This is a genomic window from Paraburkholderia sp. BR14374, assembly GCF_040948685.1.
Lineage (GTDB): Bacteria > Pseudomonadota > Gammaproteobacteria > Burkholderiales > Burkholderiaceae > Paraburkholderia > Paraburkholderia youngii.
In genome coordinates this window covers 316,604-342,962 of sequence record NZ_JBFPKF010000006.1, presented here as the reverse complement: position 1 = coordinate 342,962, position 26,359 = coordinate 316,604, and the positions used below count along the sequence as shown (strand labels likewise).

Below are 26,359 nucleotides of genomic sequence, written 5' to 3'. Positions count from 1 at the left end.
CGACTGGAGTTTCAATGCTGAGCCGATTTCACCCGACCGCCGCACGGCCGCCGTTTGTCCGCCGTTTGACGGCACTGCTGCTGAGTCTGTCGATGGGCGCCGTCGTCAGCGCTCCCGCGCATGCCGAGGGCGAGATTCGCGTGGCCGAGCAGTTCGGCATCGTGTATCTGCTGCTGAACGTGGCGCGCGATCAGCATTTCATCGAAAGCGAAGGACGCAAGCAGGGCCTCGACATCAAGGTCGATTGGGTCAAGCTGTCGGGCGGCGCGGCGGTCAACGATGCGTTGCTGTCGGGCGCGGTCGATATCGCCGGCGCGGGCGTCGGCCCGCTGCTGACGATCTGGGATCGCACGCACGGCAAGCAGAACGTGAAGGGCGTCGCGTCGCTCGGCAATCTGCCGTACTACCTGGTCAGCAACAATCCCGACGTGAAGACGATCGCTGACTTCACGCAGAAGGACCGCATCGCGCTGCCGGCGGTCAACGTGTCGGTGCAATCGCGCGTGCTGCAATACGCGGCGGCGAAACGCTGGGGCGACAAGGAATACAGCCGGCTCGACAAGTACACGCAGGCGTTGCCGCATCCGGACGCGGCCGCGGCGATCATCGCGGGTGGCACTGAAATCACCGGGCATTTCGGCAATCCGCCGTTCCAGGAGCAGGAACTGGCCGGCAATCCGAAGGCGCATATCGTGCTCAATTCGTACGATGTACTCGGCGGCCCGAGCTCGGCGACGGTCCTCTATGCAACCGAAAAATTCCGCCATGACAATCCGAAGACGTATCGCGCGTTCGTCGATGCGCTCGCCGATGCGGCGAAGTACATCAACGCGAATCCGCAGGGCGCGGCCGATATCTATATCCGCACCAATCAGTCGAAGATCGATCGCGACCTGCTCGTGAAAGTCATCACGAACCCGCAGGTGCAGTTCAAGATCGTGCCGCAGAACACCTTCGGGCTCGCGCAGTTCATGTATCGCGTCGGCGCGATCAGGAACGAGCCGTCGTCGTGGAAGGACTATTTCTTCGACGATCCGGCGACGGCGGCGGGGAGCTGAGCATGACGTTGAGCGTTTTCGTGGCGCTGCGCGGTACGCGGCAACACTCGCCGGTCGATCCGGTTCACTCGCAGGGAGCGCTTTGATGGTGGCCAATCCCACGCTTCTGTTTCCCGACGACGCCGCACGGAAAGCCGCGGCAACCAGCGGCAAACTGCTCGCGGTCGAGAACGTCAACCTCGAGTACCGCACACGCGAGCGGATCGTGCGCGCGACGCACGACGTCAGCTTCGACGTCTACGGCGGCGACCGCTTCGTGCTGCTCGGGCCGTCCGGTTGCGGCAAGTCGACGCTGCTGAAGGCGGTGGCCGGTTTCATCGAGCCGAGCGCGGGCAGCATTTCGCTCGAAGGTCAGCGGGTGCGCGGACCGGGCGCCGATCGCATCGTCGTGTTTCAGGAGTTCGACCAGTTGCCGCCGTGGAAGACGGTCGTGCAGAACGTCGCGTTTCCGCTCCGAGTCGCGAAGAAACTGTCGAAGGCCGAAGCTCGTGAACGCGCGCTGCATTACCTCGACAAGGTCGGACTCGCGGCGTTCGCGCACGCGTATCCGCACACGTTGTCGGGCGGCATGAAACAGCGCGTCGCGATCGCGCGTGCGCTCGCGATGCAGCCGCGCGTGCTGCTGATGGACGAACCGTTCGCCGCGCTCGACGCGCTGACGCGGCGCAAGATGCAGGAAGAACTGCTGCGGCTATGGGAAGAGGTGAACTTCACGCTGCTGTTCGTCACGCATTCGATCGAAGAGGCGCTGGTGGTCGGCAACCGGATTCTGCTGCTGTCGCCGCATCCGGGCCGCGTGCGCGCGGAACTGAACAGCCATCAATATTCGCAGGACAGCTTCGGCCGCGCCGATTTTCAGCGCAGCGTCGCGCGGATTCATCACCTGCTGTTCGAACAGACGGAGACAGTGCAATGAGTACCCCTGTCACGTTGCTGCCGCCCGTGCGCGACGAATACGAACGTCCGCTCGAAGCGCCCGGCGACCTCGCGATCGAAGCGCCGTTGCCAGCGACGAGCCGGATCTTCGCGCACGGCTGGCTGCGCAAGACACTGATCGCACTCGTGCTGATCGCCGCGTGGGAAATCGCCGCGCGCGTGATCAACAACGATCTGCTGCTGCCGACCTTCGGCGCTACCTTGACCGCGTTCGTGCAAGGCGTGTGGTCCGGCGAACTGCTCGCGAAGACGGCGGTATCGATGTCCGTGCTGCTGCGCGGCTATCTGCTCGGCGCCGCGTTTGCGTTCGTGCTGACATCGCTCGCGGTGTCGACGCGCGTGGGCCGCGATCTGCTTTCGATGCTGACCGCGATGTTCAACCCGCTGCCGTCCATCGCGTTGCTGCCGCTCGCGTTGCTGTGGTTCGGGCTAGGCACCGGCAGCCTGCTGTTCGTGCTCGTGCATGCGGTGCTGTGGCCGCTCGCGCTCAATACCTATTCGGGCTTTCAGTCGGTGCCCGCGACGCTGAGAATGACCGGACGCAATTACGGTCTGACGGGCCTGCGTCACGTGTTGCTGATCCTCGTGCCGGCGGCGCTGCCGTCGATCCTGGCCGGCCTGCGCGTGGGCTGGGCGTTTGCATGGCGCACGCTGATCGCCGCGGAACTCGTGTTCGGCGCGAGTTCGGGCAGCGGCGGGCTGGGCTGGTACATCTTTCAGAATCGCAACGAGCTGTATACGGATCGCGTTTTCGCGGGGCTCGCGGCCGTGATCGTGATCGGTCTGCTGGTCGAGCATCTCGTGTTCGATACGCTCGAACACGTGACCGTGAGGCGCTGGGGCGTGCAGCAGTAACGCGTTGCGTCGGCTCGAATCCGGCTTCGCGGCGTCGGCGCGAGCGCTTGCGGCGCGGTGCGTTTAGCTGTCGGATCGCATCCTGCGTTCGGGTGCAAATATCCGGTTGCGTCCGTCGCTGTCGTGAACTACAAATGTAAGGCTACGCGCTGGCTCGATTTTTGGCGGGCCGGGCTTCCGTTCAGAACCGTTCAGAACGACAGGGAGAGTGCCGTCATGGGAATGCGCCCCGATCCTACCTTTCATGCATCGCCGAAGCTCGCGATGGATGCGCCGGCGGAAGAATACGCGTACACGGTGCTGCTAAGTCCGGATTCCTCACAGCCCGACGCGCTCGCCGTGATCGACGTGAAGCCCGGTTCGCCGACCTATGGCCAGGTGGTCCACACGGTGCCGGTGCCGAACAAGGGCGACGAATTTCATCACTTCGGCTGGAACGCGTGTTCGTCCGCGTTGTCGCCATTGACGGGCCACGCATTTCTCGAGCGACGCTATCTGATCATTCCGGGCATGCGCTCGTCGCGCATCTATATCGTCGATACGAAGCCGCATCCGACCCAGGCGAAGATTCACAAGATCATCGAGCCAGAGGAAATCTTCCGCAAGACCGGCTATTCGCGTCCGCACACCGTGCATTGCGGACCGGAGGGCATTTACGTGAGCACGCTCGGCGGTGGCGGCAAGGACGGCACCGACGGGCCGCCGGGAATCTTCATCATGGATTGCCAAACGTTCGAGGTGTTGGGACGCTGGGAAATCGAGCGCGGCGCGCAGGAAAAGCACTACGACTTCTGGTGGAATCTGCCGCGCGATTACATGGTGTCGACCGAATGGGCGCTGCCGCCGCAATTCGAAAACGGCATCGTGCCTGAAGACCTGCTTTCGAATAAATACGGCCACCGCGTGCACTTCTGGGATCTGCGCGCAAGGCGCAACGTGCAGACGCTCGATCTCGGCGCGAACCATCAGATGGCGCTCGAAGTGCGGCCCGCGCACGATCCGAGCCGCGAATACGGATTTATCGGCGTCGTCGTCGATACCACGAATCTGGAAGGGTCGATCTGGACCTGGTGGCGCGAAGGCGGCCACTTCCACATCGAAAAGACCGCGACCATTCCGCCGGAGCCCGCGCACGCCGACGAGTTGCCGCCGTTGCTGCAAGGTTTCGGCGCGGTGCCGCCGCTCGTCACCGATATCGATCTTTCGATCGACGACAAATTCCTCTACGTCTCGTGCTGGGGCACCGGCGAGATGCGCCAATACGACGTGACCGAACCGCGCAAGCCGAAATTGACGGGCTCGGTGCGCATTGGCGGCATCGAACGCTGTACGCCGCATCCGAACGGCAAGGCTTTCGCCGGCGGTCCGCAGATGGTCGAGATCAGTCGCGATGGCAAGCGCGTCTACTGGACCAACTCGCTCTATTCGACGTGGGACGACCAGTTCTACCCGGACGGTGTGCCCGGCGTGCAAGTGATGGCGCATGCCGATCCGAATGGCGGTCTCAAACTCGCCGAAGATTACTTCGTCGAATTTCCCGCTGGCTATCGCGCGCACCAGATCCGTCTCGAAGGCGGCGACTGTTCTACGGATTCTTTCTGCTATCCGTCGGTGGGCGTTTGAGCGGCTCCGTGTCGCCGCAAGCGGCACTGTGGCTCGCCGTCGTCGCGAGCGGCGTGTACCACGGGCTCAATCCGGCAATGGGGTGGCCGCTCGCGGTGTCGAACGCGCTGATGCAGCGGCGCTCGCAAGCGCTGGTCGTCGCGCTTCTTTACCTCGCGGCCGGGCACGCGCTCGCGATACTGCTGATGATGCTGCCGTTCGCGATGCTAGTGAGCTTGCTTGCGTGGCATCGTCAGATGCAGATCGGCGCGAGTTTGCTGGTGATCGGCTTCGGTCTGGTGTTGCTGATGCGCCGCCGTCATCCGCGCGTGCTGGCGAGAATTCCGCCGTCTCGGCTCGCGCTATGGTCGTTCGCGGTGGCGATCGCGCACGGGGCCGGCTTGATGCTGGTGCCGATCTATCTCGGTCTGTGCCGCGCCGACGCGATGGACAGCGCGCACCAAGCCGCCCAAGCGCTGATCGAAACGAGTCTGCGCATGGCGCTGTCGGTCTCCGCGGTGCATGCAGCGACGATGACGATGGCCGGCGGCGTGCTCGCGTGGCTCGTTTATCGCTACCTCGGGCTCAGGTTCGTGTCGCGCAGCTGGTTCAATCTCGATGCGGTGTGGGCATCGAGTCTGATTCTGGTGGGGGGCGTGTCGCTGGCGTTGAATGCGTCGGCAACGGGTGTTTCCGGGTGACTTTCGACGAACTCGCGGGCACAGCGTATGCTGCGCAGTTTCGGTGCAGGAACGCCATTCCGTGCGGGTCCTGATTTTTCCTTTCGTCATCTACACCCGGAGAAGATCATGCCGCTGAAGAAAGGTACATCGAAAGAGACCGTGTCGCACAACATCAAGACCGAGTCGAAGCATGGCAAGCCGCACAAGCAGGCTGTCGCGATCGCATTGAACCAGGCGCGCAAGTCGGGCGCGAAGATTCCGAAGAAGAGCGAGAAATAAGCTGCTTCGGCACGCGCGGTCGTACCCATGACCGACAAACCGCAGAAAAAGCGCGCGCATGGCGACGCGCAATCGGAGCCAGCGGATGTCGAACCCGATCAGCATCCGGCAAAGCTCGGCGATTGCCGTCGCTGCGCGCTCTGGCGCAACGCGACTCAGGCCGTGCCCGGCGAGGGGCAGCGGCATGCGTCGATCGTGCTGGTCGGCGAGCAGCCCGGCGATATGGAAGACCTGCAGGGCAAGCCCTTCGTCGGGCCGGCCGGGGCGTTGCTCGACCGAGCGCTCGAAGAAGCCGGCGTCAAGCGTAACGACGTATACGTGACGAACGCGGTCAAGCATTTCAAGTGGATTGCTCGCGGCAAGCGTCGTTTGCATAAAACGCCCGCTCAGCGCGAAGTCGAAGCATGCAGCTACTGGCTCGAACAGGAACTCGACATGCCGGATGTGCGCGTGGTCGTCGCACTCGGGGCGACCGCGTTGAAAGCGGTTGTCGACGATCCGCACGCGCGTTTGCAGGACGCATTCGACAAAACGCTCGAACGCGGCGAGAAGCGTGTGGTCGCGACGTACCATCCGTCGTATGCACTGCGCGCGCCGGACCCTGAAACCCGTCGCGAGGTGTACGAGCGCATCGTCGCGGCGCTGCGTACCGCGCAGAAGCTGGCCCACGGCGGCAAGCGATCAGGGTAATGCTGGCGCTGGCGTCGCTTGGATTCCGAGGTCTTTCATCAATCGTTGCGCGTCGAACGGCGCCCGTGCTTTTACGTCATTGTCGAAGTAGCAGTAGACCTCTCGCGTGGCTCGGCGACGCGGCGCGAGTTGCGGCGCGATCAATCGCGCGTCGGCCGGTTGTGAGCCGCCGCGCCATGCATCGATTCGCTCGGCCCATCGTTGCAAAGCTTCGTCCCCATATGAACCCGAGTATTTGGCTTCGCTGCCGTGCAGGCGGATATAGACGAAGTCCGCCGTCAGATCTTCGGCGACGGGCCACGGTTCGGTGGAATCGGAAACGACGAGCCCGACGCCGTATTGCCGCAGCAAGGCCACGAACGCCGGATCGACGAAGCTCGCGTGGCGCACTTCGACCGCGTGACGCAACACTCGCTTGCGATCGATGTCGACGTAGGGCGTCTTGACCCGCTTATCGTGTTGACTGGCGAGCGCCGATGCGCTCGCGGTGTCGGGCGGCAACTCGTGCAGAAAGCGCTCCATTGCGTCGGGCTCGAATCGGAACGACGGCGGAAATTGCCACAGGATCGGACCGAGCTTTTCGTTCAACGCGAGCAGGCCCTGCGCGAAGAAGTTCGCGATGCCGACGCGCGCGCTCGCATCGCGAAACCGCAGCATATGCGTCAGATAGCGCGCGCCTTTGATGCCGAACACGAAGCCGTCAGGCGTTTGCGCATACCAGCGCTGCCAGCTATCGAGCGATTGGAGGCTGTAATGCGTGCCGTTGATTTCTATCGTGCCGAATCGCGCCGACGCGTACTGCAATTCCGCTGCATGTTTCAGATCCTCGGGGTAAAAGCTGCCGCGCCAACCTTGATAGCGCCAGCCGGAAATGCCGATGCGCGCATCACCGGCCTTCTTCGTTCGCGCGTCGAGTGTGGCGTGCGTCATTGAATACGCGCGATTTCCTTCGCGACCGAGGCCGGGCTGTCGAAATTGTGATCGGGCAGACGGTCGACCAGATCGACGATGTCGGTATTCGCGTGATTCTTGCGCGCCTGCGCGACCAGCTTTTCGCGCGTGGTCGGGTAATTCACGCCACTGAGTGCCTTTTCGATGTCAGCGGGATTCGGCTGGCCGGGATGACGATGATCCTGGGAATGAGCGGGGTGCTGTGACATGGTTCCTCCTTGAATGAGTACATCACGACTGCGCGCCTACCGTTACTTGTCGCATATGTCGTGCCGCGGCTCGGGGGCTCGTTGAGGAACGCGGCTTGCGGTCAGCCGGAAAACGCAGCGCCGCTGACACACGACCTTTCAAGGAGAAGGCTCATCATGAGCACGATGCTCGCTTATCGCATTCACAGCTTCGGCGGTCCCGAGGTGTTCAAGGCCGAGGAGATCGAGATCCCCGAGCCAGGCGCCGGCCAGGTGCTGGTGCGCGTGCGCGCGGCCGGCGTCAATCCGGTCGACCTGAAAACACGCGCGGGCCAGTACCCGTTGATCCGCGAAGAACAGCTGCCCTATACGCTGGGGCGCGATTTTTCCGGTGTGGTCGAACGGGTCGGCGAGGGCGCCGCGCAATGGCGCGCGGGCGAGCAGGTGTATGGCTTCGTTGGCCAGGGGCAGGGTGCGTACGCGGAATTCGTCGTCGTGCCCGCGAGTGCGCTAGCGCATGCGCCCGAAAAACTGGACGCGGGGACCGCGGGCGCCGTGCCGCTCGCCGCGTTGACCGCGTGGCAGGGCCTGTTCGAGCACGGCTGCCTCGAAGCGGGCTGCCGGGTGCTGATTCATGCGGGCGCGGGCGGCGTTGGACATTTCGCCGTGCAGTTCGCGAGGCAGAAGGGCGCGCAAGTGTACGCGACGGCGTCCGGCGACGGCATCGAGTTCGTGCGCTCGCTCGGCGCGAATCGCGTGATCGACTATCACGCGCAGCGTTTCGAAGACGTCGCGCGAGATATGGACCTCGTGTTCGATCTGGTCGGCGGCGATACGCAGCGCCGCTCGTGGTCGGCGGTCGCGACCGGCGGCGCGCTGATCTCGACGCTCAACGAGCCGTCGCAGACCGAGGCCTCGAGCCATGGCGCGCGGGCCGCGCGTTATACCGCGCGGCCCGACGGGCGGCAATTGACTGAGATCGCGTCGTTGATCAATAACGGCAGCGTGCGTGTCGTGGTCGCCGAACGGTTTTCGTTCGATGCCACGGCCAGGGCGCTCGAACGGCTCGCGAAAGGGCACGTGCGCGGCAAGATCGTGGTGGACATCGCGCCGTAGCACGGACCGCGCGCAGGATGCCAGCGGGCTAGTCCGGAGTCGCGTCGTCGCTCGCACTGCGCAGCGGCGCGCGGCTCTGGTCGTTATTCAGATGCACGAACTTTCTCAATAGCCTCAATAACTCTCGCGCATCCTCGTCGCCCATGCCGTCGAGCAGGCCGTGATTGAGCGCGTTGACGCCGGGGATCAATTCATCGAGCAACTGCTCTCCTGCCGGCGTCAGCAACAGACGACGCTGGCGGCGCGGCAGAACTTCGCGCACGATCCAGCCTTTCGCTTCGAGCCGCACCGCGATATCGGCGGTGGTGGACGTGTCGAGACCGACTCGCTGCGCGAGCGTGACCTGATCGAGTCCGGGCAATTCCTGCAGCATTCTGAGCACCGCATATTGCACGGGCGTCACCTCGCGCCCGATCAGATCATGAAACATGGACACGGAAATCTGATGCGCGCGTCGGATCAGATGGCCGGGCTGGTCGTACAGATCGATGCTGATCGCGGAAGTGCTGGTGTCGGTTGAAGTGACCATATTAGTTCTGAAGACTTGGTGCCTTTTCGTCGCGAATGGAAATGGCAAATTGATCTTCGTGTTACCTGTTTGAAAGTTCGTGTAGGGGAAAACCTTCATTTAATCATTAAAGGCACATTGAGTACACTGAATCTCATTGAGTGAGCTGAATGAAGTGCGCGAACTAACAACAAGGAGTGAGACTGATATGTTTCCCAAGAACGCGTGGTACGTCGCATGCATGCCCGATGAAGTCGCGGATAAGCCGCTCGGCCGGCAGATCTGCGGTGAGCCGATGGTTTTCTATCGCAACGCGGAAGGTGCCGTGGTCGCGCTCGAAGACTTCTGTCCGCATCGCGGCGCGCCGCTGTCGCTCGGTTTCGTGCGCGACGGCACGCTCGTGTGCGGCTATCACGGCCTCGAAATGGGCTGTCAGGGCAAGCCGACCGGCATGCCGGGCCAACGCGTCAACGGCTTTCCGTCGATTCGCCATTATCCGGTGATCGAGCGCTACGGCTTCGTCTGGGTGTGGCCCGGCGATGCGACGCAGGCCGATGCCGCCAAACTGCATCATCTGGAATGGGCCGAGAGTGCCGAATGGGCATATGGCGGTGGTCTTTATCACATCCGCTGCGATTACCGGCTGATGATCGACAACCTGATGGATCTGACGCACGAGACCTATGTGCACGCGAACAGCATCGGGCAAAAGGAAATCGACGAAGCCGCGCCGAAAACCGTGGCCGAAGGCGATACCGTGCGCACGAGCCGTTTCATGGAAAACGTCGCGGCGCCGCCGTTCTGGAAGATGGCGTTGCGCGGCAATGGTCTCGCCGACGACGTGCCCGTCGACCGTTGGCAGATCTGCCACTTCACGCCGCCGAGCCACGTGCTGATCGAGGTGGGGGTCGCGCATGCCGGGCATGGCGGCTATCACGCGCCCGCTGACAAGAAGGCGTCGTCGATCGTGGTGGATTTCATCACGCCTGAAACCGAAACATCGATCTGGTATTTCTGGGGCATGGCGCGCAATTTCCGTCCCGACGATGCCGCGCTGACCGCCAGCATCCGCGAAGGACAGGGCAAGATCTTCAGCGAAGATCTGGAGATGCTCGAACGTCAGCAGCAGAACCTGCTGCGCTGGCCCGAGCGCAATCTGCTGAAACTCAATATCGATGCGGGCGGTGTGATGTCGCGTCGCGTGATCGATCGGCTCGTCGCGCAGGAACGCGCGGAGACCGGCGCGCCGCAGGCGGGCGCGCCCCGGGTTGAAGCGACGCGCGTCATTCCGGTGCGGACGGCGACATGAATCATCCCGTGCTGAATGTGGTGGTCGCGCGTCGGCGCGACGAAGCGCCCGGTATCGCCAGCTTCGAACTCGCGAGCGAAAGCGGTCAGGCGTTGCCCGCTTTCGACGCCGGCTCGCACGTCGACGTGCATTTGCCCAACGGCCTCGTGCGTCAGTACTCGTTGTGCAACGATCCGCGCGAAACGCATCGCTATCTGATCGCTGTGCTGCGCGACGAAGCGGGACGCGGCGGATCGAAAGCGGTGCACGATTTGCTTCGCGAGGGCGATCGCCTGCAGATCGGCGCGCCGCGCAATCATTTCGCGCTCGCTGACGATGCGGCACATCATCTGCTGCTCGCGGGCGGCATCGGTGTCACGCCGATTCTTTGCATGGCCGAGCGGCTTGCCGCCACGGGCGCTTCGTTCGACATGCACTATTGCACGCGCTCGAAGGAACGCACGGCGTTCGTCGAGCGTCTTGCACAGGCTGGCTTCGCAAAGTCAGTCCAGCTTCATCACGATGACCATCCGGGCGGCTCGACGTTCGATATCGAACAGACGCTAAGCGATGCACCGCCCGGCACGCATCTGTATGTGTGCGGTCCACGCGGCTTCATGGACTTCGTGCTCGAGACCGCGCGCGCCAAGGGCTGGCCGGAAAACAGGCTGCACTACGAGTTTTTCGGCGCGGCCGCGAATCAGCCGGCGACGGGCGGCAGCTTCCAGGTGCGCATCGCGAGCAGCGGCGCGACGATCGACGTGCCGCCCGAATGCACGGTGGTTCAGGCGCTGGCCGCTCATGGCGTCGAAGTGATCACGTCGTGCGAGATGGGTGTGTGCGGTACCTGTCTGACGCGGGTGCTGTCTGGCGAGCCGGATCACCAGGATTCCTATCTGACCGACGAGGAACGCGCGGCAAACGATCAGTTCCTGCCGTGCTGCTCGCGCGCCAAATCGCCGCTGCTGGTGCTCGATCTGTGATCTTCTGCGGACGACGGGCGGGTCGCCCGTCATACCGCTTATTGCCCTTTCCCCTCAGAGTCCGACGAACTAACCGTGCGCACATTCAACGCCGGGTCGTGCGCAATCGCTTCTTCGGAGAACGGAAAAATCGTCCAGCGCTGGGCCGCGTAATCGCGCGTGCCGTCGGCATAGTGCGGCGACGCCGGATCGTCGGATTCAGACGGTGCGAGCAGCGTGCGGGCGGTCGCCTGATCGCCCGAGAACCACACGATCTGCAGATACGTGTCGCCCATCGGCTTGACGTTCATCGAATAGCCGCTCGCGTCGAATGGATGCGCGGCACACGCGGAGGTGAAATAGCCACCGGCGTCGCAACCGCCGAATAGCGGAATGCGCTCGTCATTGCGTTGCACGTAGAGGGCGGCGCTACGCGGGGCATCAATCGCGATGCCAGCGCGTTGCAGTGCCGCGAGCGCGTCATTCAGCGCGGCGGCGAGCTTCGCCGGTTCGGCGGCGATGCCCGCGGGCGTGGTCAACGGCTTCGCGGGATCGAACGGCACCGCGTATAGCTGCGCGAGCGGAATCGTCAGCAGACGTCGCCACAGTTCGTCCCACAAGGTTGCACCCGCTGTGCCAGCCGCGGCCGTATCGTCCCATGCGGCCAGTACTTTGCACGCCGCGCGCTGTTGCTCCGGGTTCGGGTCGGCCGGCAGGGCTGCGAGCGCGCTGCTGTTGCACAGACGGTCGAGCACGGGCTGCTTGAACAGCAACGCCGACATCGAGCGACTGTCGAGCGCCGCGCGGCCGAGTGCATCGGCGGAAACGCCATGCGGGTCGTTCTGCAATTGCGCGGCGATCGTATGGCCGAGCCGGGTGCGCAGCGTCTGCGGCGTGTCGGTCGCGCCGATGATCTTCGCGTAGCCCGTCATCGGTGCGGCCGGGTTGGTGAGCCAGTAGCTGTCGTTGAAGTTGCCGACATAGTCGCGCCGAAGCAGCGACGGCATCCGCGCGACCGGCAACGCACGGTGCTGTACCGCGCCAGGCTCGTCGCGCCAGTCGCAGTCGCTGCGCGAACCGTCGAGGACCGGCACGCCGGGCATGATCTGCGCCAGTGCCCGGCCGACCGGCGGCGTGCAACGTTGCGCCAACTCGTCGGGCACGTCCGGGATCGCGCCGATGTCCGCGTACCACACGCGCGGATCGTCGCGGCCGATCGCGAGCGTGTTGACCCACGGCACCGCCGCGTTCTTCTTCTGGATGCGGATGAAATCGTCGAGCGAGGCCGCCTGATTCCATTCGAGGAAGTTTTCGAACGTGCGGAAATTGTCGGTATTGATATCGCGCAGCGCGAAGGCCTGCTGCGCATTCCACGCTAGCGCGGGCGACATCGCGCCGAGGTTGACGAGCGGTCCGAAGCGCGAGCGATACAGCGTGCGCGACACGGTATGCAGCGAACCGTCGGCGGCGCGCACTTCGACGTTCACGCGCGTCGGCGTCATTGCTTCGCTGTTGCCGTCGATCTGGTACCGGGTCGGCGCGCCAGCTTCGAGCGTCAGCTTGAACAGGCCGAAGCGCTTCGCGGTGGACACGGTATGCGTCCACGCGACGTTGTCGTTGAAGCCGATCACGATCAGCGGCACGCCTAGAAACGACACGCCGCTGACGTTCAGCTTACCGGGAATAGTGAGTTGAGCCTGGTAGAAGCGATCGGGGCCGGTCCAGAACCAGTGCGGATTGCCGAGCAGCAGCGCGCTGCCGGTGTGCGTCGCGTCCGCGCCGAACGCGAGGGCGTTGCTGCCGATGCCAGTATGGCCGCCGAAGTCGGCGAGCGGTGCAGCGACGGCGGCGTCACCCTGCAACCCGCTTTGCGGCGGGTTCGGCATCGCCTGTGGCGGTTGCGCGGTCGCTATCGCATTGATGAAGCGGGCCTCGCCACCGGCCAGATTCGCCGCGATCTGACGCCGGTAGACGTCCGCGTTGCTGATCTTGCCGAGCCACGGCGCCGTGCGGCAGGCCGCATGCGCGCCCGGAAAATCGCCATGCGCGAGATCGACGACGTAGCGGTTATAGCCGGCGACGAAGCCGTCGATCAGCGCGCGCATGTCGTCGGTCTGGCTTTTGCGGTAGCGCGCGACGGTCGCATCGTCGACGATGAAACGGAAGAAGAAATCCGAGTCGAGGTTGTCGGGCTGGCCGAACGTCGCGCCTAACGCGGGGCGCGCGTCGGCGCCGAAGAAGCGCGAACGTTCGCCGCGATAGGTGACGAAGCTTTCGGTCATTGTGCACAGATTGTCCTGGGCCTGCGCGTAGCCGTACCCGTAGCCGAGGCTGCCCCAGTCGTCGGCTTTGATGTGCGGAATGCCGAGCGCGGTGCGGCGGATATCGGCGCGATAGGGGCCGGTATGCGCGACGTTGTCGGTGTCCTGACTCGCGCAGCCTTGCAGAGCGGCGGCGAGGGGCAGAGCGACCAGCAGGCCGGCGAGGCGGCGGAGCCGCGAGACGTTCGAACGCATGGCTTTTTCGGTCGGGCGGACGTTGATTGGTGATGCGCGTGGCACTCTCGCGAGCTTAGCGGGTAGTTGACGGTGGGTCACCGTGGTGAAGCCCAAAAACGACAAAGCCCGCTGGTCGGCGGGCTTCGGGTGCAACGCTTAATGCGGAGGCAGCGATTATTTCCACCGTGAGATGGCTAGTCGTCAAGCTTTCGCTGACCACGCTTCTTGCTTCGCCACACAAGCAGAATTGCTGCGGCGAAACCTAGCACGATTGCGGCCGACGACATGAGGAAGGCGAGGTCGGATTCCTGATATGCCGTCTTGACCCCGTACATACGGACCGCCAATTTCCATATCGGATTCGAAAAGTTCAAGGGCGCTTCTGGATTCATCATCCACCACAGCGCATTGGCAAAGATTGCGAGCAGTAAGGCGAAACCGACCGCGAGACAAATTAGGACTTTTTTCATCTCACAATCACCTCACCGTACGCTTTAAGTTCCGATCCAGGCACTGATGCTTTTGGCGTGTTGGTAAATATCGAACGAATATGATGCCAGTCTGCGAGTCGGTCGATAGTTATGCAGCCCTCGCTCCTCCCCAATCGACCCTTCGGATGCAATCGGAACTGGCCACGAATAATGCCGTCGCATAAGACTTTATCGTCGTCGATATTAGCGTCGATAGCGTAGAGCGCGAACCATTCGCTTTTGTTATTGCCATTCAGGTTAAGACGATCTTTCCATGGGCGCCAATCCGAAATTCGCTCATTGGCTTGCCATTCAATTCGAACGTGCATTGAAACACCTGTCCTCCAGATTGTCCGATAACAGTGAACTCGTAAATAATTGAGTTATGCAGAGCGGCATTCTAAAGGCGATTTTTTTTGAGAAGGAAACTATTAAACAAAATTATTCACGGCAACAGCTCGGCGCACGCGGCCTGATTTTTGCTGACCTGCTTGGGCGTCGTCTCGTTCGCAGGGGACGACGCGTGTTGAAAGCTCATTACTAGCGGGGTGCCCAGTGGCAGCAGCGCAAGCATCCGGAACGTCAGGACGGCGCATCAGGCGGGGCAGCGTCCCGTCGTTAGCGGCGCTGGCTAGCGCGTCCGCAAACTCCGCGCACGCCAACCCGGTGGCACCGCTGAACTACTTCCTGCACGCGGCAGGCCCGGCGGCTCGTCCGACGCTTTACCTCGGCTGGGTTTTCACCGCGATCGTGACCCTGGTCACGCTGATCGTCGCCGGTCTGTTGATTGGCGCGATGGTCCGCAAGCGTCCCGCGGCGCGACCGGATGCGCTGAGCGCCGAGCCCGGTGGCATCCGCTGGGTGTTCATCGGTACCGCGCTGTCGTCGGTCGTGCTGCTGGCGATGCTGGTCTATGCCCTGATCACGCTCGAATCGGTGGCGTCGCCCGCGTCGTATCCGCAATTGACGATCACCGTGACCGCTTACGACTGGTGGTGGAAGGCCGATTACAGCGACGATCCGAACCCGGCCCGCAACTTCAGTACCGCGAACGAGATTCACATCCCGGTCGGTGAACCCGTGAAGATCCAGCTCAAAAGCGCGGATGTGGTGCACGCGTTCTGGGTACCGCAACTCGCGGGCAAGACGCAGACGATTCCGGGACAAACCAACGAGCAGTGGATTCAGGCGGACCGTCCCGGCATTTATCGTGGGCAGTGCTCGCAGTTCTGCGGCGCGCAGCACGCGCATATGGCGTTCGAAGTGATCGCGCAGGACGCCGCCGCCTTCAACGCGTGGCGCGACGCGCAGGGACGCGCGGCCAGCGTGCCAACGGGCGACGCTGCGGTCGCGGCCGGCCAGCATCTGTTCAAAGAGCGCTGCGCAGGCTGCCACGCGATTCGCGGCACCAAGGCCACCGGCGTGCAGGCCCCCGATCTGACGCATCTCGGCTCGCGCCGGATGATCGCGGCAGGCGCGCTCAGCAACACGCCCGACCATCTGCTCGACTGGATCGAGCACGCGCAGCGAATCAAACCCGACGGATTGATGCCCAGTATCGCGCTGACCACCAGCGAGGCCGCCGCGATGTCGGCGTATTTGGCGACGCTGCATTGAAGCGCATCGCACTCGAGGAGCCCGTTCAATGTCCGATCAACCCGCTTCCGCTTCGCTGCCCGCACTGACCCGCACGCCGCGGCGCGGCCGCGTCGAGCCCGGCAGCGAGCAGGAACAGCGGCTGCGCGAAATCTGGGAGTCGCGGCCCGGCTGGCGCGGCTGGTTCTCGACGGTCGATCACAAGACCATCGGCCTGCGCTACCTGGTGACCGCATTCGTCTTCCTGCTGATGGGCGGCGTCGAAGCGCTGATCTTGCGCGTTCAACTGGCGCGTCCCAACGCAACGGTGCTCACGCCCGAACAGTACAACCAGCTGTTCACGATGCACGGACTGACGATGATCTTTCTGTACGCGCTGCCCGTTCTGTCCGGCTTTTCGAACTATATCTGGCCGCTCGTGCTCGGCGCGCGCGATATGGCCTTTCCGCGCCTGAACGCACTGTCGTATTGGGTGTTCCTGTTCGCCGGCATCTTCCTGTATGCGAGTTTTCCGACCGGCCAGGCCCCCGACGCAGGCTGGTTCAACTACGTGCCGCTGTCCGGGCTCGAATACAGCAACGGCCCGAACATCGACGTGTATGCGCTCGGCATGGTGCTGCTCGGCATCTCGACGACGGTCGGCTCGATGAACTTCGTCGTCACGCTGCTGAGGATGCGCGCGCCGGGCATGTCGCTCGATCGCGTGCCGGTGCTCGTGTGGGGCACGCTGACCGCGTCGGGCGGCAATCTGTTGGCAGTGCCTTCGGTGAGCCTCGCGTTTCTGATGCTGTGGATGGACCGCCGCATCGGCACGCATTTCTTCGACGTGCTCAATGGCGGGCGTCCGTTGCTATGGCAGCACCTGTTCTGGATCTTCGCGCACCCGTGGGTCTACGTGGTCGTATTGCCGGCGATGGGCATCGTGTCGGATGCGCTGCCGGTCTTTTGCCGCCGGCCGCTGGTCGGCTATGGGCCGGTCGCGTTGGCGACGGTCGCGACGATGGTGCTCGGCTTTGCCGTGTGGATTCACCATATGTTCGCGACCGGCATCCCCGCGCTCGCGCTGTCGTTCTTCGGCTCCGCCAGCATGGTCATCGCGGTGCCGAGCGCGGTCGCGACGTTCGCGTGGGTCGCGACGATCTGGACCGGCCGCCCCGTGTATCGCGTGCCGTTCCTGTTTTTCGCGGGCTTCGTGCTGCTGTTCGTGATCGGCGGCGTGTCAGGCGTGATGACGGCCGCGGTGCCGTTCGACTGGCAACTCACCGACACCTACTTCGTCGTCGCGCATCTGCACTACGTGCTGCTCGGCATCAACGTGTTTCCGGTGATCGGCGGCATCTACTTCTGGTTTCCGAAGTTCACCGGCAGGATGACGAACGAGCGTCTCGGCAAGCTCGCGTTCTGGGTGCTGTTCATCGGCTTCAACGTCGCTTTCTTTCCGATGCATATCGCGGGACTGCTCGGCATGCCGCGCCGCATGTACACGTATCCCGCCGACATGGGCTGGAATACGGTGAACCTCGTCACGTCGCTCGGTTCGTTCCTGTTTGCGGCCGGCGTGCTGCTGTTTCTGATCGATATCGCGGTGAGCCTGAAGCGCGGCAAGCTCGCCGGCAACAATCCGTGGGATGCGCCGACGCTCGAATGGTCGGTCAGCTCGCCGCCGCCGCCGTACAACTTCGCGGTGGTGCCGACGCTCGCGAGCCGGCATCCATTGTGGGAAGGACGCGTCGAAGAGCCGGGGGAGGCGGTTCAAGCGCGCTCGCAACTCGACGAAGGCTATCTGCTCGCGCAAGGTCGCGAAGCGTTGGGCACGACCGCACTGGAGGCGAGTCCCGACGTGATCCTGAAGATGCCCGAAGATTCATACGCGCCGTTCTGGCTCGCGGTCTTCGCCGCGCTACTGTTCGCGGGGCTCGCGTTGACCGCGTGGGTTTTCGTGGGCGCGATGCTGGCCGGTTGCGCGGTGTCGATCATCACGTGGCTGTGGCCCGAGCGCGCGCTGATCCAGCGCGAGCCGGTCGCGGTCGAGGACGCGGGAGGCTGACGTGAGCGATGCACTGAATTTCGATCGCGCGTCGAGCGAACCGGAACAGACCGCGCGAGCATTGCCGGTTGGCAGCGCGGGCGAGCGGTCGAGCGGCTGGTGGGGCTGCTTCACGCTGATCGCGACCGAAGGCGCGCTGTTCGGCTATCTGATCTTCTCGTATCTGTATCTGGCGTCGCAGAGCCAGCAGCATTGGCCGCCCGAGGGCTTGCCGGAGCTCGGGCTCGGCGGCGCGAATACGGTCATTCTGCTGTCGAGCAGCGTGTTCGTCTGGTTCTGCGAGCGCTGCGTGCGCCGGCGGCGGTTGCGGCTGGGGGTCGCGTCGATGGCGGTGGGCATCGTGCTGGGCTGCATCTTCATGGGCATTCAGTTGCGCGAATGGCACAACCACCCCTATGGCCTGACCTCGCATCAGTATGGCTCGCTGTACTTCACGATTACCGGCTTTCACATGGCGCACGTGCTGGTCGGCATCGTCGTGCTGACGCTGCTGGCGATCTGGACCGCGCTCGGCTATTTCGACGACAAGCGCTGCGCGGCGCTGTCGATCGGCGGGCTGTATTGGCACTTCGTCGATGTCGTGTGGCTGTTCATTTTCAGCACGCTGTATCTGACGCCGTATCTGTTCCGGGAGTGGTCATGATGACGGTGCCCCGAGACTCGCACATCTCGATGCGCTACGTGCTGATCGGTCTGCTCGCGGCGCCGTTCGCGTGGCTGTTGCAGATGATGCTCGCGGAAACGCTCGCCGCGCAGGCCTGCTATCCACACGACCATCCGCTCGGCGCGCCGCTCGTGTCGTGGATGCGTCCGGCGATCGTCGCGCTCGGCACGGTGTGTCTGCTCGCGGGCGCGTTCGGCACGTGGGTCGCATGGCGCAATCTGCGCCGCGTCGCGCCGCTGAAACTCGGTGCGCTGAACGGCGAGCGTCGCACGCGCGCCGAACTCGACTGGTTTCTGACGCACGTCGCGGTGATGACCAGCATGCTATTTCTGTTCGCATTGATCGCAACGGATGTCGCGGTCGCGATCGTGTCGCCGTGCAGGTGGTGGTGATGAAGCGCGACGTTCTCGACACGGTCAGATACGGCATCGTGGCCGCGTGCGCGCTGACGATAGCAGCGGTGGCAAACGCCGCCAGCGCGGCCGACGCGACTGCAAACGCCGCCAGCCCCTCGACCGACGCCGCGCAGATCGCCCGCGGCGCATATCTCGCCAAAGCCGCCGATTGCGCCGGTTGCCACACCGCCGCCCCGCGCGTCCCGCATCCGGGCGCGGCGCCTGAAGCTACGCCGCCGTTTGCCGGCGGGCTCGGCATGGGGTCGCCGTTCGGCACGATCTATACGTCGAATATCACGCCGGACCCGCAATACGGCATCGGCCGTTATAGCTATGACGACTTCGCGCGCGCGTTGCGCGAGGGCATCGCGCCCGGGGGCAAGCGGCTTTATCCGGCGATGCCGTACCCGTCGTTCGCGAAGATCACCGACGACGACATGCACGCGCTCTACGCCTACTTCATGCACGGCGTGCAACCGGTCGCGGTGCCGGCCCCGCAAACGCGCTTGCCGTTTCCATTCAATCAGCGCTGGGTGTTGATGTTCTGGGATTGGGTGTTCGCACCGAAAGGCCAGTTCAAGGCCGATGCGAAACATGACGCGCAGTGGAATCGCGGTGCGTATCTGGTGCAATCGCTTGGCCATTGCGGCGCCTGCCACACGCCGCGTGGACCTGCCTACGAAGAGCGCGGCTACGACGAGTCGGCATCGGCCTATCTGACGGGTGGCACCAACGACCACTGGTTTGCGCCGAACCTGAGCGCCGACCCAGGCTCGGGGCTCGGCCGAAGTTCCGCGGCCGACATCGTCGACTTCCTGCGACACGGTCACGGCGGCGGACTCGTCACGTTCGGCAGCATGGTGCAGGTCGTCGAAGACAGCACGCAGTACCTGAACGACGACGATCTCGCGGCGATCGCCGCGTATCTGAAGAGCCTGCCGTCGCACGCGCCGAGCGGCAATTTCAACGCACGCTCCAGCGCCGCGCAGCAAACCGTGCAGGCGCTGAAAACCGGCGATGTGGAAAGACCCGGCGCGGGCATCTATGCGTCGTATTGCGCGCGCTGTCATCAGATGGACGGGGCCGGGGTGCCGCATAAATACCCGCGCCTCGCGGGCAACCCCGCGGTGCTGTCGGCATCGAGCGCGTCACTGGTGCGGTTGCTGGTCGAGGGCGGCGGCAGTCCGCATACCGAGTCGGGACCGGAGTCGCACAAGATGCCGTCTTTCGCCGGCAAGCTCACGGACACGGAAATGGCCCGTGTGCTCACCTTTGTTCGAACCACATGGGGAAATGCGGCCGGACCGGTCACGCGAAACGATGTATCTGATGTGCGCGGCGCATTGCACAAGTAAATGCCAATACGCGTCGTTATGCGGTGTTCCCGCTGTCGACGTCACCGTGGCCATTGGCGGCGCTGAACAGGGTCTTCAGCTTCGCGTTGACCGCGATCAACTCTCCCACTGGCGTCACCGCGAGTTGCTGATCGAAGAGCGTGAGGACCTGACCGAGCAGCGCGTAGGCGTCGTGATCGACCACACAGATGCCGGTTTGGAGTCCCGCCTGGCGGCAGCGCAGAATCACGCCCTCCGCGTCGCGAAACAGCTCGGGTACGGCCGAACCATAGCCGCGCTGATTCAGCAGCATCGCCATGTAAATGGCCTGCGCCATGCTGCCGACGTGATATTGATTGGCGACGCCGCTGCGTAATGCTTCGAGCGTCATGTGATAGTCGAGCGAGATTTCGCCTGCTTTGGCAGGCACGATCGGGCGCAGCATCGCCTTCGGGCGGGTGCGCGGCGACTTCGCGGGTGCGGCGCGAGTAGGGCTCGCTTTTCTGGTCATATGCTCACTGAGGCGGCCGGCTTGCGCCGGGCCGCTAAACCATCACGGAACCTGACAACGTCGATAACGGAACACGGCTGCGCCGCGTCACACGCGGCGCCGTTCCCGTTAGCCCATATGCAGACCGCCGTTCAGCGAGAAATCCGCTCCGGTCGCAAAGCCCGCTTCATCCGACGCGATCCACGCGACGATCGACGCAATCTCTTCCGGCGTACCGAGACGCCGTACCGGAATCGTCGCGACGATTTTTTCCAGCACCTCCGGACGGATGGCCTTGACCATGTCGGTGCCGATATAGCCGGGCGACACGGTGTTGACCGTCACGTTCTTGGTGGCCACTTCCTGCGCGAGCGCCATCGTGAAGCCGTGAATGCCGGCCTTGGCGGTGGAGTAGTTGGTCTGCCCGAATTGGCCTTTCTGGCCGTTGACCGACGAGATGTTGATGATGCGCCCAAAGCCCCGGCCGACCATGCTCTCGATGACCTGTTTGGTCACGTTGAACAGACTCGTGAGATTGGTGTCGATCACCGCTTGCCAGTCTTCGTAGGTCATCTTGCGGAACATGCCGTCGCGCGTGATGCCCGCGTTGTTGACGAGCACGTCGACTTCGCCCACTTCCGTCCTGACCTTCTCGAACGCTTTGGCGGTGGACTCCCAATCCGCGACGTTACCTTCCGAGGCGATGAAGTTAAAGCCGAGCGCTTTCTGATCTTCCAGCCATCGGGCTTTGCGCGTCGAGTTCGGTCCGCAGCCCGCAATGACGGTGTAGTTCTCTTTGTGCAAGCGCTGGCAGATGGCGGTTCCGATGCCACCCATGCCGCCGGTTACGTATGCAACACGATTTGCCATAAGTCCTCCTTCTTGTTTGGGGGTGAGTTGAGCAAGTTTGATTGGAGGATGGACCTATTATTGGCAGCGGCAAACGGCCGGGACGATGGGCATTTTCACCTACGGGTTAACTGCCAAATCGGATGCCGGAATCGTTGTTTGACGAGGCAATGAATTATCTTGATTGACGGTTGAATGCTTTGCGAACTCCGCGGTCCCGATGCCGCCGGCCGCTTTCCTGTCCTTGCCTGCGCGCCGTCTTCCTCATACCCTTAGCGTTAGCCTTAAGTAGCTGCCCCGGACACAGCGCGGCAGACCGCCGGCACGGATCGTCGATCCCGGGAGCGAAGCCGTCCCTTGCTCCCGCATCTATTTGTGTGATCATCAGAGGCACATCAGGATGGCTGATTATCTTGCTGACATCGATCCCGACAAGTTGAACATCCTTGGGATCTTCGGGCTGTTGATCGGCGGCCTCGCGCTGTTTCTTCTCGGGCTGGAGTTCTTGACCGGCGGGCTTAAGGCGATCGCGGGCTCGAAGTTGCAGTCGTTGATCGGCGTGCTGACCGCGAACCGGTTTCGCGGCGTGTTGGCGGGTGCCATCGTGACCGCGTTGCTGAACTCATCGACCATCACGACGGTGCTGATGGTCGGCTTCGTGTCCGCCGGGCTGATGACACTTGCCCAGTCGGTGCCGATGATCATGGGCGCGAACATCGGCTCGACCATCACCGCGCAGATCATCGCCTTCGACGTTTCGCGTCTGACGCCCTACATGCTCTCGATCGGCTTCGTGCTGCACGCGTTTGCTCCGCGCGAACTGCTGCGGCAGATCGGCCGCGTCGTGATGGGGCTAGGCCTGCTGTTCATGGGCATCCAACTGATGGGCGAGTCCACGCATCCATTGCGCACGTACCAGCCGTTCATCGACGCGATGCAGGACATGCGCAATCCGCTCGTCGGGGTCATCGTGGGGGCGGTCTTCACCGCGATCGTGCAAAGCTCGGCGGCGACGCTCGCGGTCGTAATTGCGCTGAGCGGGCAGGGCCTGATGCCCCTCGACGCCGCCATCACGCTGATTCTCGGCGCGAATGTCGGCACCTGCGGCACGGCCTTACTGGCATCGATCGGCAAGCCACCGGAAGCGGTGCAGGTGGGCGTCGTGCATCTGGTGTTCAATGTGCTCGGCGTCGGGATCGCGCTCTTCCTGATTCCTCAGATGGCGGAATTCGTGCGCTGGATATCGCCGTCGCATCCGGACCTGCAGGGCCTCGAGCGCCTCGCGGCCGAGGCGCCGCGCCAGGTAGCCAATGTGCATACTTTGTTCAGCGTCGCAAATACGCTGCTGCTGATCTGGTTTACCGGTCCCATCGCGCGGTTCGCGCAACTGATCGTGCCGCAGCGCGCGAAGCCCGCCAAACCCGCGGGCGATCCGCAGTATCTCGACGAGTCGGTATTGACGGTGCCGGCGCTTGGATTGCAGCGCGTGCGCATCGAGCTGACCCGGCTCGGCATGCAGGTGCTCGAAGTCGTGCAACGCGGCTCCCAGATGGTGTCGACGGGCACGATGGAAGAGATCAATCAGATGCTTGATAAGGACAAGGAGAGCGATCGGCTCTCCTTCGAGATTCTTCAATATATCGGCCGCCTGTCGAAGGGAGAACACTCGGAGGAGGAAGGTCAGCAGATGGTCGGCTATACGCAGGTCACGAGCCACCTCGAAAGCATCAGCGGCATTGTCGGCACGACGCTGCTGAGCGTCGCGCAGCAGCGAATGACGCAGCAGATCGACCTGTTGCGCCTGCGCGATGCGGCGACCACGCAGTTTTCCGCGGCGGTGATCCGCAATCTCGAGCAGGCGATCCGCACGATCGAGGCGCCCGACCCGGCGGAAGTCGCGAAGGTCATCGACGCGAAAGCCGGCATCGAGAAACTCGCCGCGACCGCGCGTCAGGTCGTGCTCGCGAAGCTTCAGTTGGCCGACAAGACGGACGTCGTCACGTTCCGGCTGGCGATGGATCTGATCGAGCAGGGCCGGCAGATCGCGCAGTTTGCGCGGGCCATTGCGAAAAACGTGGCGGCGCTTCAATAGATTCAATGGCGATCGATATATTCGTGCGGAACTGATCGCCAGCACACGTAGGTGCGGGTTGCATGACGGTTAAACTTGTGGCGTGTCATCCTCGTGACACGCTTTCAAAGAGAGTGGGATTGCCCGCCTTTGCTGTGCGGGCTTTTTTCTTGTCGCGCGGGTTGTGGTATCAGTAGTGCAGCTTGCAACGCCTGTAACGATTTAACACACGCCGCGTCCATTATTTGATAGCCTTTGTCGCAGCAGAGCATTGAACTCAAGGAGGGATTCACCATGATAAGGTGGCTTGCTAACTGGGCTTCACAACATGCTCCTACTCCCGAGAAACAGGCCGAACGTGCGCTGAACAACTTGCGCATGGAACTGTTTCAGGCCGAACAGCTTGTGCTCGACGCACAGCTGCGTGCCGATTACTATCGGGCTCGCCTGACCTTCCTCGAAGAAGTTACGAGAAAGGGAATCGAACAGGTATCGGACGAACGCAAGGCTCCTCTGGAGCCTCCCCAGCCACTCCGGCCGGGACTCAAGCTCACCGCGGCGCAATAGCCGCGTATATTCCATCGCAATCTGTTCGGTCAGCCGCGTTTGAATACGTGGGCTGACGGCAATCGTGCTGTCCAGGGCGCGTGCAATGCGCGTTTTTTGCCAGCCGATTGCGCGAGCATTGTTTGCCGCGCCGAGAAGGTCCGAGTTGCCCGGTTCAGTGATTCGACCGGGCAACTTCGTTTGAGCGATTGATTTTTACTGCGGGACTTCCACTGCGCTGCGCTTCGCTTTCTGCGAGACGCCTGCTTTGTCGTGCCTAGCTTGCCAGATCGGGCGGCAGCTTGCCGCCGTTTGCAGCGAGCGCCTGCATCACCTGCTTGTGCAGCCAGATGTTCATGCTCGCTGAGTCGTTCATATCCCCGCTGTACTTCAATTCCTGCGCAAGCTGCTTGCGGTGTTCGAGACTGCTGTCGACGCCGAGCGCCTTCATCGTGTCGACAATCGACGTTCGCCAGTTCAACGTCTGTCCGCTTTCGCTGACGAGTTGATCCATCACGGCGGCCACGTCGACGTCGGTCAGCGGTGCGGGTGCGGCGGGCGCGTTGGGCGTCGCGGCTTGCGCGGCGGCCGGGTCGGGGGTGGCTTCCGTCGCGGGGGGAGGTTGGTCCGGCTTCGCTTTGCCGAACAGCTTGTGCACGATGTCACCAAAAATACTCATTTCCGAAATCTCCGCGGTTGAATGACGAATGCGAGTGGGGGCGCTCGCGGGACATGCCCCCGATATGCTACGCGTCTAGCACGGCAAAAAACGTAATATTTTGTCAGCCCGTCGTCATTCGGCGTGCTCACGGTCGAACTGCCATACCGCTGGGAAGCCCATCAACTTGCACATTTCGGAGAATGGGTACATGGTATTTTCCACGTGCCTGGTGCCGCGCTGCGCCTTGATCTGGCCGTAGACATCCTGCAGCGCTTTCGCGACCGCCAGAAAGCCCGATGCCGGATAAATCGCAATCGAAAAACCGAGCTTCTGCAATTCAGCCGGCGTCAGTTGCGGCGTGCGCCCGCCTTCGTCGATGTTCACGAGCAGCGGCGTATCGAACGTGCGTGCGATCGTCTCCAACTCTTCGACGGTTTCCGGTGTCAGAAGTGCGTATGCAAGCCGACCCGTGCGATAGCCTGGGTCTGGCCGCTCGATGCGCCGTCCGCGCTATTCATGCCGTTGATCTGCGCGAAGCCGCCGGAGCTTGCGCGCTGATACAGACCCATCACGTAGACGCTCGTGCGCTTTGACAGCGAGTAGTCGACGATCGCCGCGATCTGGTGCGCGTGATTGTTGTCGACGACCGAATTGCCCTTCATGTACATATACGACGCGCCAGTGGCGAGTGCCGATGTGAACTGGTACTGCACCCCGACCGAGCCTTCATAGACCGAGCCGCCGTTCGCCGAGTTGTGCACGGTCGTGAACAGCGCGTTGGTGAACCATGAGCCGAATCCGTAGTGCGCGCCGAGCCCCCAGTTGCGCACGCTGACCTGCGGGGAACCGGCCGTGTAGTACTTTACGTTCGTGTAGGCGGCGTTGGCGCCGAAGGAATTCGCCGCGTAGTTGAGCGCGAAGCTGGTCGAATTGCCCGCGCCGATAGAGCCCGCCACGTTGCCGAAGCCATACATCGCGCCCGCGCTGAATCCACCGAACACTGGCGACACGTATCTGACCGAGTTATTGAGGCTGACGCCGGCCATGCGATCCCAGTCGAACGCGCCGGTCGGATTCTGCGGCAGAGCGAGTTTCTGGAACGGACCCGCGCGGAATGAGTAGAAGTGGCCGGAGACGTTGGCAGGATCGTTGCCGCCTGCGAATAGTGAGTCCGTCATGAAGTCATACTGATTACCGAGCGTGAACTTGCCGAGGCGATCGTCGACGAGCCCCACGTACGAAAGACGGCTGAACAGGCTCGAATTGGGCATGAATTGCCCGTTGTTCAGCTGGTACTGGTTCACGAGCTCGAAGATGGCCTTGGTGCCGCCACCGAGATCTTCTGTGCCTCTCATGCCCCACAGGTTCGGTCCATTGACGCCGTCATCCATCTTCACGTTGTGTTTGCCACCCTGGTTATTCACATACGTAACGCCGGTATCCATGAGGCCGAATAGCGTGACGCTGCTTTGCGCGTGTGCTGCCGTCGACATCAAGGCACCCGCGAAAATGGCGAGCGCGATCTGCGTCTTCTTCATTGAAATGATCTCGTTTTGATATTTCGTCATGCCAAGCGAAGTCATATGGCTATGGCCGTATTGGTGAAGGGGAGGTGTGAACGG

General features: G+C 63.0%; 28 protein-coding genes. 16 read left to right on the top strand and 12 right to left on the bottom strand.

Going from position 1 to position 26,359, the window contains the following annotated elements; translation table 11 throughout:
- Positions 1–14: 14 nt before the first annotated feature.
- The 7 genes from AB3X86_RS17490 to AB3X86_RS17460 all read left to right on the top strand — a co-directional run bounded on the left by AB3X86_RS17490 (position 15) and on the right by AB3X86_RS17460 (position 6,103).
- On the top strand, positions 15–1,058 hold the full coding sequence (locus AB3X86_RS17490) for an ABC transporter substrate-binding protein (RefSeq protein ID WP_368596927.1): 1,044 nt from the start codon (positions 15–17) through the stop codon (positions 1,056–1,058).
- A gap of 85 nt (positions 1,059–1,143) precedes the next feature.
- Complete coding sequence (locus AB3X86_RS17485) at positions 1,144–1,974, top strand: ABC transporter ATP-binding protein (protein WP_368596926.1); 831 nt, start codon at positions 1,144–1,146, stop codon at positions 1,972–1,974.
- Positions 1,971–2,849 carry an ABC transporter permease gene (locus tag AB3X86_RS17480; protein WP_368596925.1) on the top strand — a complete coding sequence of 293 codons (879 nt, stop codon included), beginning with the start codon at positions 1,971–1,973 and terminating at the stop codon, positions 2,847–2,849. Before AB3X86_RS17485 ends, AB3X86_RS17480 begins: the two co-directional genes overlap by 4 nt.
- A 216-nt stretch (positions 2,850–3,065) precedes the next feature.
- Positions 3,066–4,472, top strand: coding sequence for a selenium-binding protein SBP56-related protein (locus AB3X86_RS17475; protein ID WP_368596924.1), 1,407 nt, complete (start codon positions 3,066–3,068; stop codon positions 4,470–4,472).
- Positions 4,469–5,152 (top strand): hypothetical protein, encoded by a 684-nt coding sequence (locus tag AB3X86_RS17470; RefSeq protein WP_368596923.1) that lies wholly within the window; start codon positions 4,469–4,471, stop codon positions 5,150–5,152. Before AB3X86_RS17475 ends, AB3X86_RS17470 begins: the two co-directional genes overlap by 4 nt.
- Before the next feature lie 108 nt (positions 5,153–5,260).
- Positions 5,261–5,413 carry a DUF6496 domain-containing protein gene (locus tag AB3X86_RS17465; RefSeq protein ID WP_018437257.1) on the top strand — a complete coding sequence of 51 codons (153 nt, stop codon included), beginning with the start codon at positions 5,261–5,263 and terminating at the stop codon, positions 5,411–5,413.
- Between the two features lie 27 nt (positions 5,414–5,440).
- Positions 5,441–6,103 (top strand): UdgX family uracil-DNA binding protein, encoded by a 663-nt coding sequence (locus tag AB3X86_RS17460; protein ID WP_176107561.1) that lies wholly within the window; start codon positions 5,441–5,443, stop codon positions 6,101–6,103.
- Here the strand turns inward: AB3X86_RS17460 and AB3X86_RS17455 are convergent.
- Positions 6,095–7,033 (bottom strand): DUF72 domain-containing protein, encoded by a 939-nt coding sequence (locus tag AB3X86_RS17455; protein ID WP_368596922.1) that lies wholly within the window; start codon positions 7,031–7,033, stop codon positions 6,095–6,097. The two genes, AB3X86_RS17460 and AB3X86_RS17455, sit on opposite strands and share 9 nt — an antisense overlap.
- Positions 7,030–7,263, bottom strand: coding sequence for a DUF2795 domain-containing protein (locus AB3X86_RS17450; RefSeq protein WP_176107563.1), 234 nt, complete (start codon positions 7,261–7,263; stop codon positions 7,030–7,032). Before AB3X86_RS17450 ends, AB3X86_RS17455 begins: the two co-directional genes overlap by 4 nt.
- A 156-nt stretch (positions 7,264–7,419) precedes the next feature.
- On the opposite strand from AB3X86_RS17450, the gene AB3X86_RS17445 reads away from it, so the two are divergent.
- Positions 7,420–8,358: an NADP-dependent oxidoreductase gene (locus AB3X86_RS17445; protein WP_368596921.1), complete on the top strand. Its 939-nt coding sequence runs from the start codon at positions 7,420–7,422 to the stop codon at positions 8,356–8,358.
- 28 nt (positions 8,359–8,386) lie between these two features.
- Here the strand turns inward: AB3X86_RS17445 and AB3X86_RS17440 are convergent, their stop codons facing one another.
- A complete protein-coding gene (locus AB3X86_RS17440; RefSeq protein WP_176107565.1) occupies positions 8,387–8,887 on the bottom strand; it encodes a MarR family winged helix-turn-helix transcriptional regulator in 501 nt (166 codons plus the stop codon).
- 187 nt (positions 8,888–9,074) lie between these two features.
- On the opposite strand from AB3X86_RS17440, the gene AB3X86_RS17435 reads away from it, so the two are divergent.
- Positions 9,075–10,175 (top strand): Rieske 2Fe-2S domain-containing protein, encoded by a 1,101-nt coding sequence (locus AB3X86_RS17435; RefSeq protein ID WP_368596920.1) that lies wholly within the window; start codon positions 9,075–9,077, stop codon positions 10,173–10,175.
- The gene (locus AB3X86_RS17430) at positions 10,172–11,137 is read left to right on the top strand and encodes a 2Fe-2S iron-sulfur cluster-binding protein (protein WP_368596919.1); all 966 of its coding nucleotides are present in this window, start codon (positions 10,172–10,174) and stop codon (positions 11,135–11,137) included. Before AB3X86_RS17435 ends, AB3X86_RS17430 begins: the two co-directional genes overlap by 4 nt.
- Before the next feature lie 38 nt (positions 11,138–11,175).
- On the opposite strand, the gene AB3X86_RS17425 is transcribed toward AB3X86_RS17430, so the two are convergent.
- The 3 genes from AB3X86_RS17425 to AB3X86_RS17415 all read right to left on the bottom strand — a co-directional run bounded on the left by AB3X86_RS17425 (position 11,176) and on the right by AB3X86_RS17415 (position 14,413).
- Positions 11,176–13,632 carry a penicillin acylase family protein gene (locus AB3X86_RS17425; RefSeq protein ID WP_368596918.1) on the bottom strand — a complete coding sequence of 819 codons (2,457 nt, stop codon included), beginning with the start codon at positions 13,630–13,632 and terminating at the stop codon, positions 11,176–11,178.
- 176 nt (positions 13,633–13,808) lie between these two features.
- Positions 13,809–14,084: a hypothetical protein gene (locus AB3X86_RS17420; protein WP_368596917.1), complete on the bottom strand. Its 276-nt coding sequence runs from the start codon at positions 14,082–14,084 to the stop codon at positions 13,809–13,811.
- Entirely contained in the window at positions 14,081–14,413 is a 333-nt protein-coding gene (locus AB3X86_RS17415; protein WP_368596916.1) for a tlde1 domain-containing protein, read from the bottom strand. The genes AB3X86_RS17420 and AB3X86_RS17415 overlap by 4 nt, the downstream gene beginning before the upstream one ends.
- Positions 14,414–14,711: 298 nt before the next feature.
- Between AB3X86_RS17415 and coxB the strand changes: the two genes are divergently transcribed.
- Genes coxB through AB3X86_RS17390 form a run of 5 tightly spaced genes read left to right on the top strand, consistent with a single transcriptional unit; the run spans position 14,712 to position 20,141 of the window.
- Complete coding sequence (coxB, locus tag AB3X86_RS17410; RefSeq protein WP_368596991.1) at positions 14,712–15,701, top strand: cytochrome c oxidase subunit II; 990 nt, start codon at positions 14,712–14,714, stop codon at positions 15,699–15,701.
- A gap of 28 nt (positions 15,702–15,729) precedes the next feature.
- Positions 15,730–17,727, top strand: a complete 1,998-nt coding sequence (ctaD, locus tag AB3X86_RS17405; protein ID WP_368596915.1) for a cytochrome c oxidase subunit I — start codon at positions 15,730–15,732, stop codon at positions 17,725–17,727.
- Between the two features lies 1 nt (position 17,728).
- The gene (locus AB3X86_RS17400; protein WP_368596914.1) at positions 17,729–18,370 is read left to right on the top strand and encodes a heme-copper oxidase subunit III; all 642 of its coding nucleotides are present in this window, start codon (positions 17,729–17,731) and stop codon (positions 18,368–18,370) included.
- Positions 18,367–18,783, top strand: coding sequence for a hypothetical protein (locus tag AB3X86_RS17395; RefSeq protein ID WP_368596913.1), 417 nt, complete (start codon positions 18,367–18,369; stop codon positions 18,781–18,783). Before AB3X86_RS17400 ends, AB3X86_RS17395 begins: the two co-directional genes overlap by 4 nt.
- On the top strand, positions 18,783–20,141 hold the full coding sequence (locus AB3X86_RS17390) for a cytochrome c (protein WP_368596912.1): 1,359 nt from the start codon (positions 18,783–18,785) through the stop codon (positions 20,139–20,141). The genes AB3X86_RS17395 and AB3X86_RS17390 overlap by 1 nt, the downstream gene beginning before the upstream one ends.
- Before the next feature lie 16 nt (positions 20,142–20,157).
- Here AB3X86_RS17390 and AB3X86_RS17385 read toward each other — a convergent pair whose 3' ends face one another.
- Together AB3X86_RS17385 and AB3X86_RS17380 are read right to left on the bottom strand one after the other, a co-directional pair.
- Positions 20,158–20,631 carry a Fis family transcriptional regulator gene (locus AB3X86_RS17385; protein ID WP_368596911.1) on the bottom strand — a complete coding sequence of 158 codons (474 nt, stop codon included), beginning with the start codon at positions 20,629–20,631 and terminating at the stop codon, positions 20,158–20,160.
- A 108-nt stretch (positions 20,632–20,739) separates the two neighbouring features.
- Positions 20,740–21,480: a 3-ketoacyl-ACP reductase gene (locus tag AB3X86_RS17380; RefSeq protein ID WP_176107575.1), complete on the bottom strand. Its 741-nt coding sequence runs from the start codon at positions 21,478–21,480 to the stop codon at positions 20,740–20,742.
- Positions 21,481–21,859: 379 nt separating this feature from the next.
- Here AB3X86_RS17380 and AB3X86_RS17375 point away from each other — a divergent pair, with 379 nt between their 5' ends.
- Positions 21,860–23,551, top strand: coding sequence for a Na/Pi cotransporter family protein (locus AB3X86_RS17375; protein WP_368596910.1), 1,692 nt, complete (start codon positions 21,860–21,862; stop codon positions 23,549–23,551).
- Between the two features lie 300 nt (positions 23,552–23,851).
- Here AB3X86_RS17375 and AB3X86_RS17370 read toward each other — a convergent pair whose 3' ends face one another.
- The 4 genes from AB3X86_RS17370 to AB3X86_RS17355 all read right to left on the bottom strand — a co-directional run bounded on the left by AB3X86_RS17370 (position 23,852) and on the right by AB3X86_RS17355 (position 26,275).
- The gene (locus tag AB3X86_RS17370) at positions 23,852–24,271 is read right to left on the bottom strand and encodes a hypothetical protein (protein ID WP_368596909.1); all 420 of its coding nucleotides are present in this window, start codon (positions 24,269–24,271) and stop codon (positions 23,852–23,854) included.
- Between the two features lie 82 nt (positions 24,272–24,353).
- Positions 24,354–24,755: a DUF3597 domain-containing protein gene (locus tag AB3X86_RS17365; RefSeq protein WP_176379642.1), complete on the bottom strand. Its 402-nt coding sequence runs from the start codon at positions 24,753–24,755 to the stop codon at positions 24,354–24,356.
- Positions 24,756–24,869: 114 nt separating this feature from the next.
- Complete coding sequence (locus AB3X86_RS17360; RefSeq protein ID WP_368596908.1) at positions 24,870–25,160, bottom strand: hypothetical protein; 291 nt, start codon at positions 25,158–25,160, stop codon at positions 24,870–24,872.
- Positions 25,161–25,180: 20 nt separating this feature from the next.
- Complete coding sequence (locus tag AB3X86_RS17355) at positions 25,181–26,275, bottom strand: porin (RefSeq protein ID WP_368596907.1); 1,095 nt, start codon at positions 26,273–26,275, stop codon at positions 25,181–25,183.
- Positions 26,276–26,359: the final 84 nt, after the last annotated feature.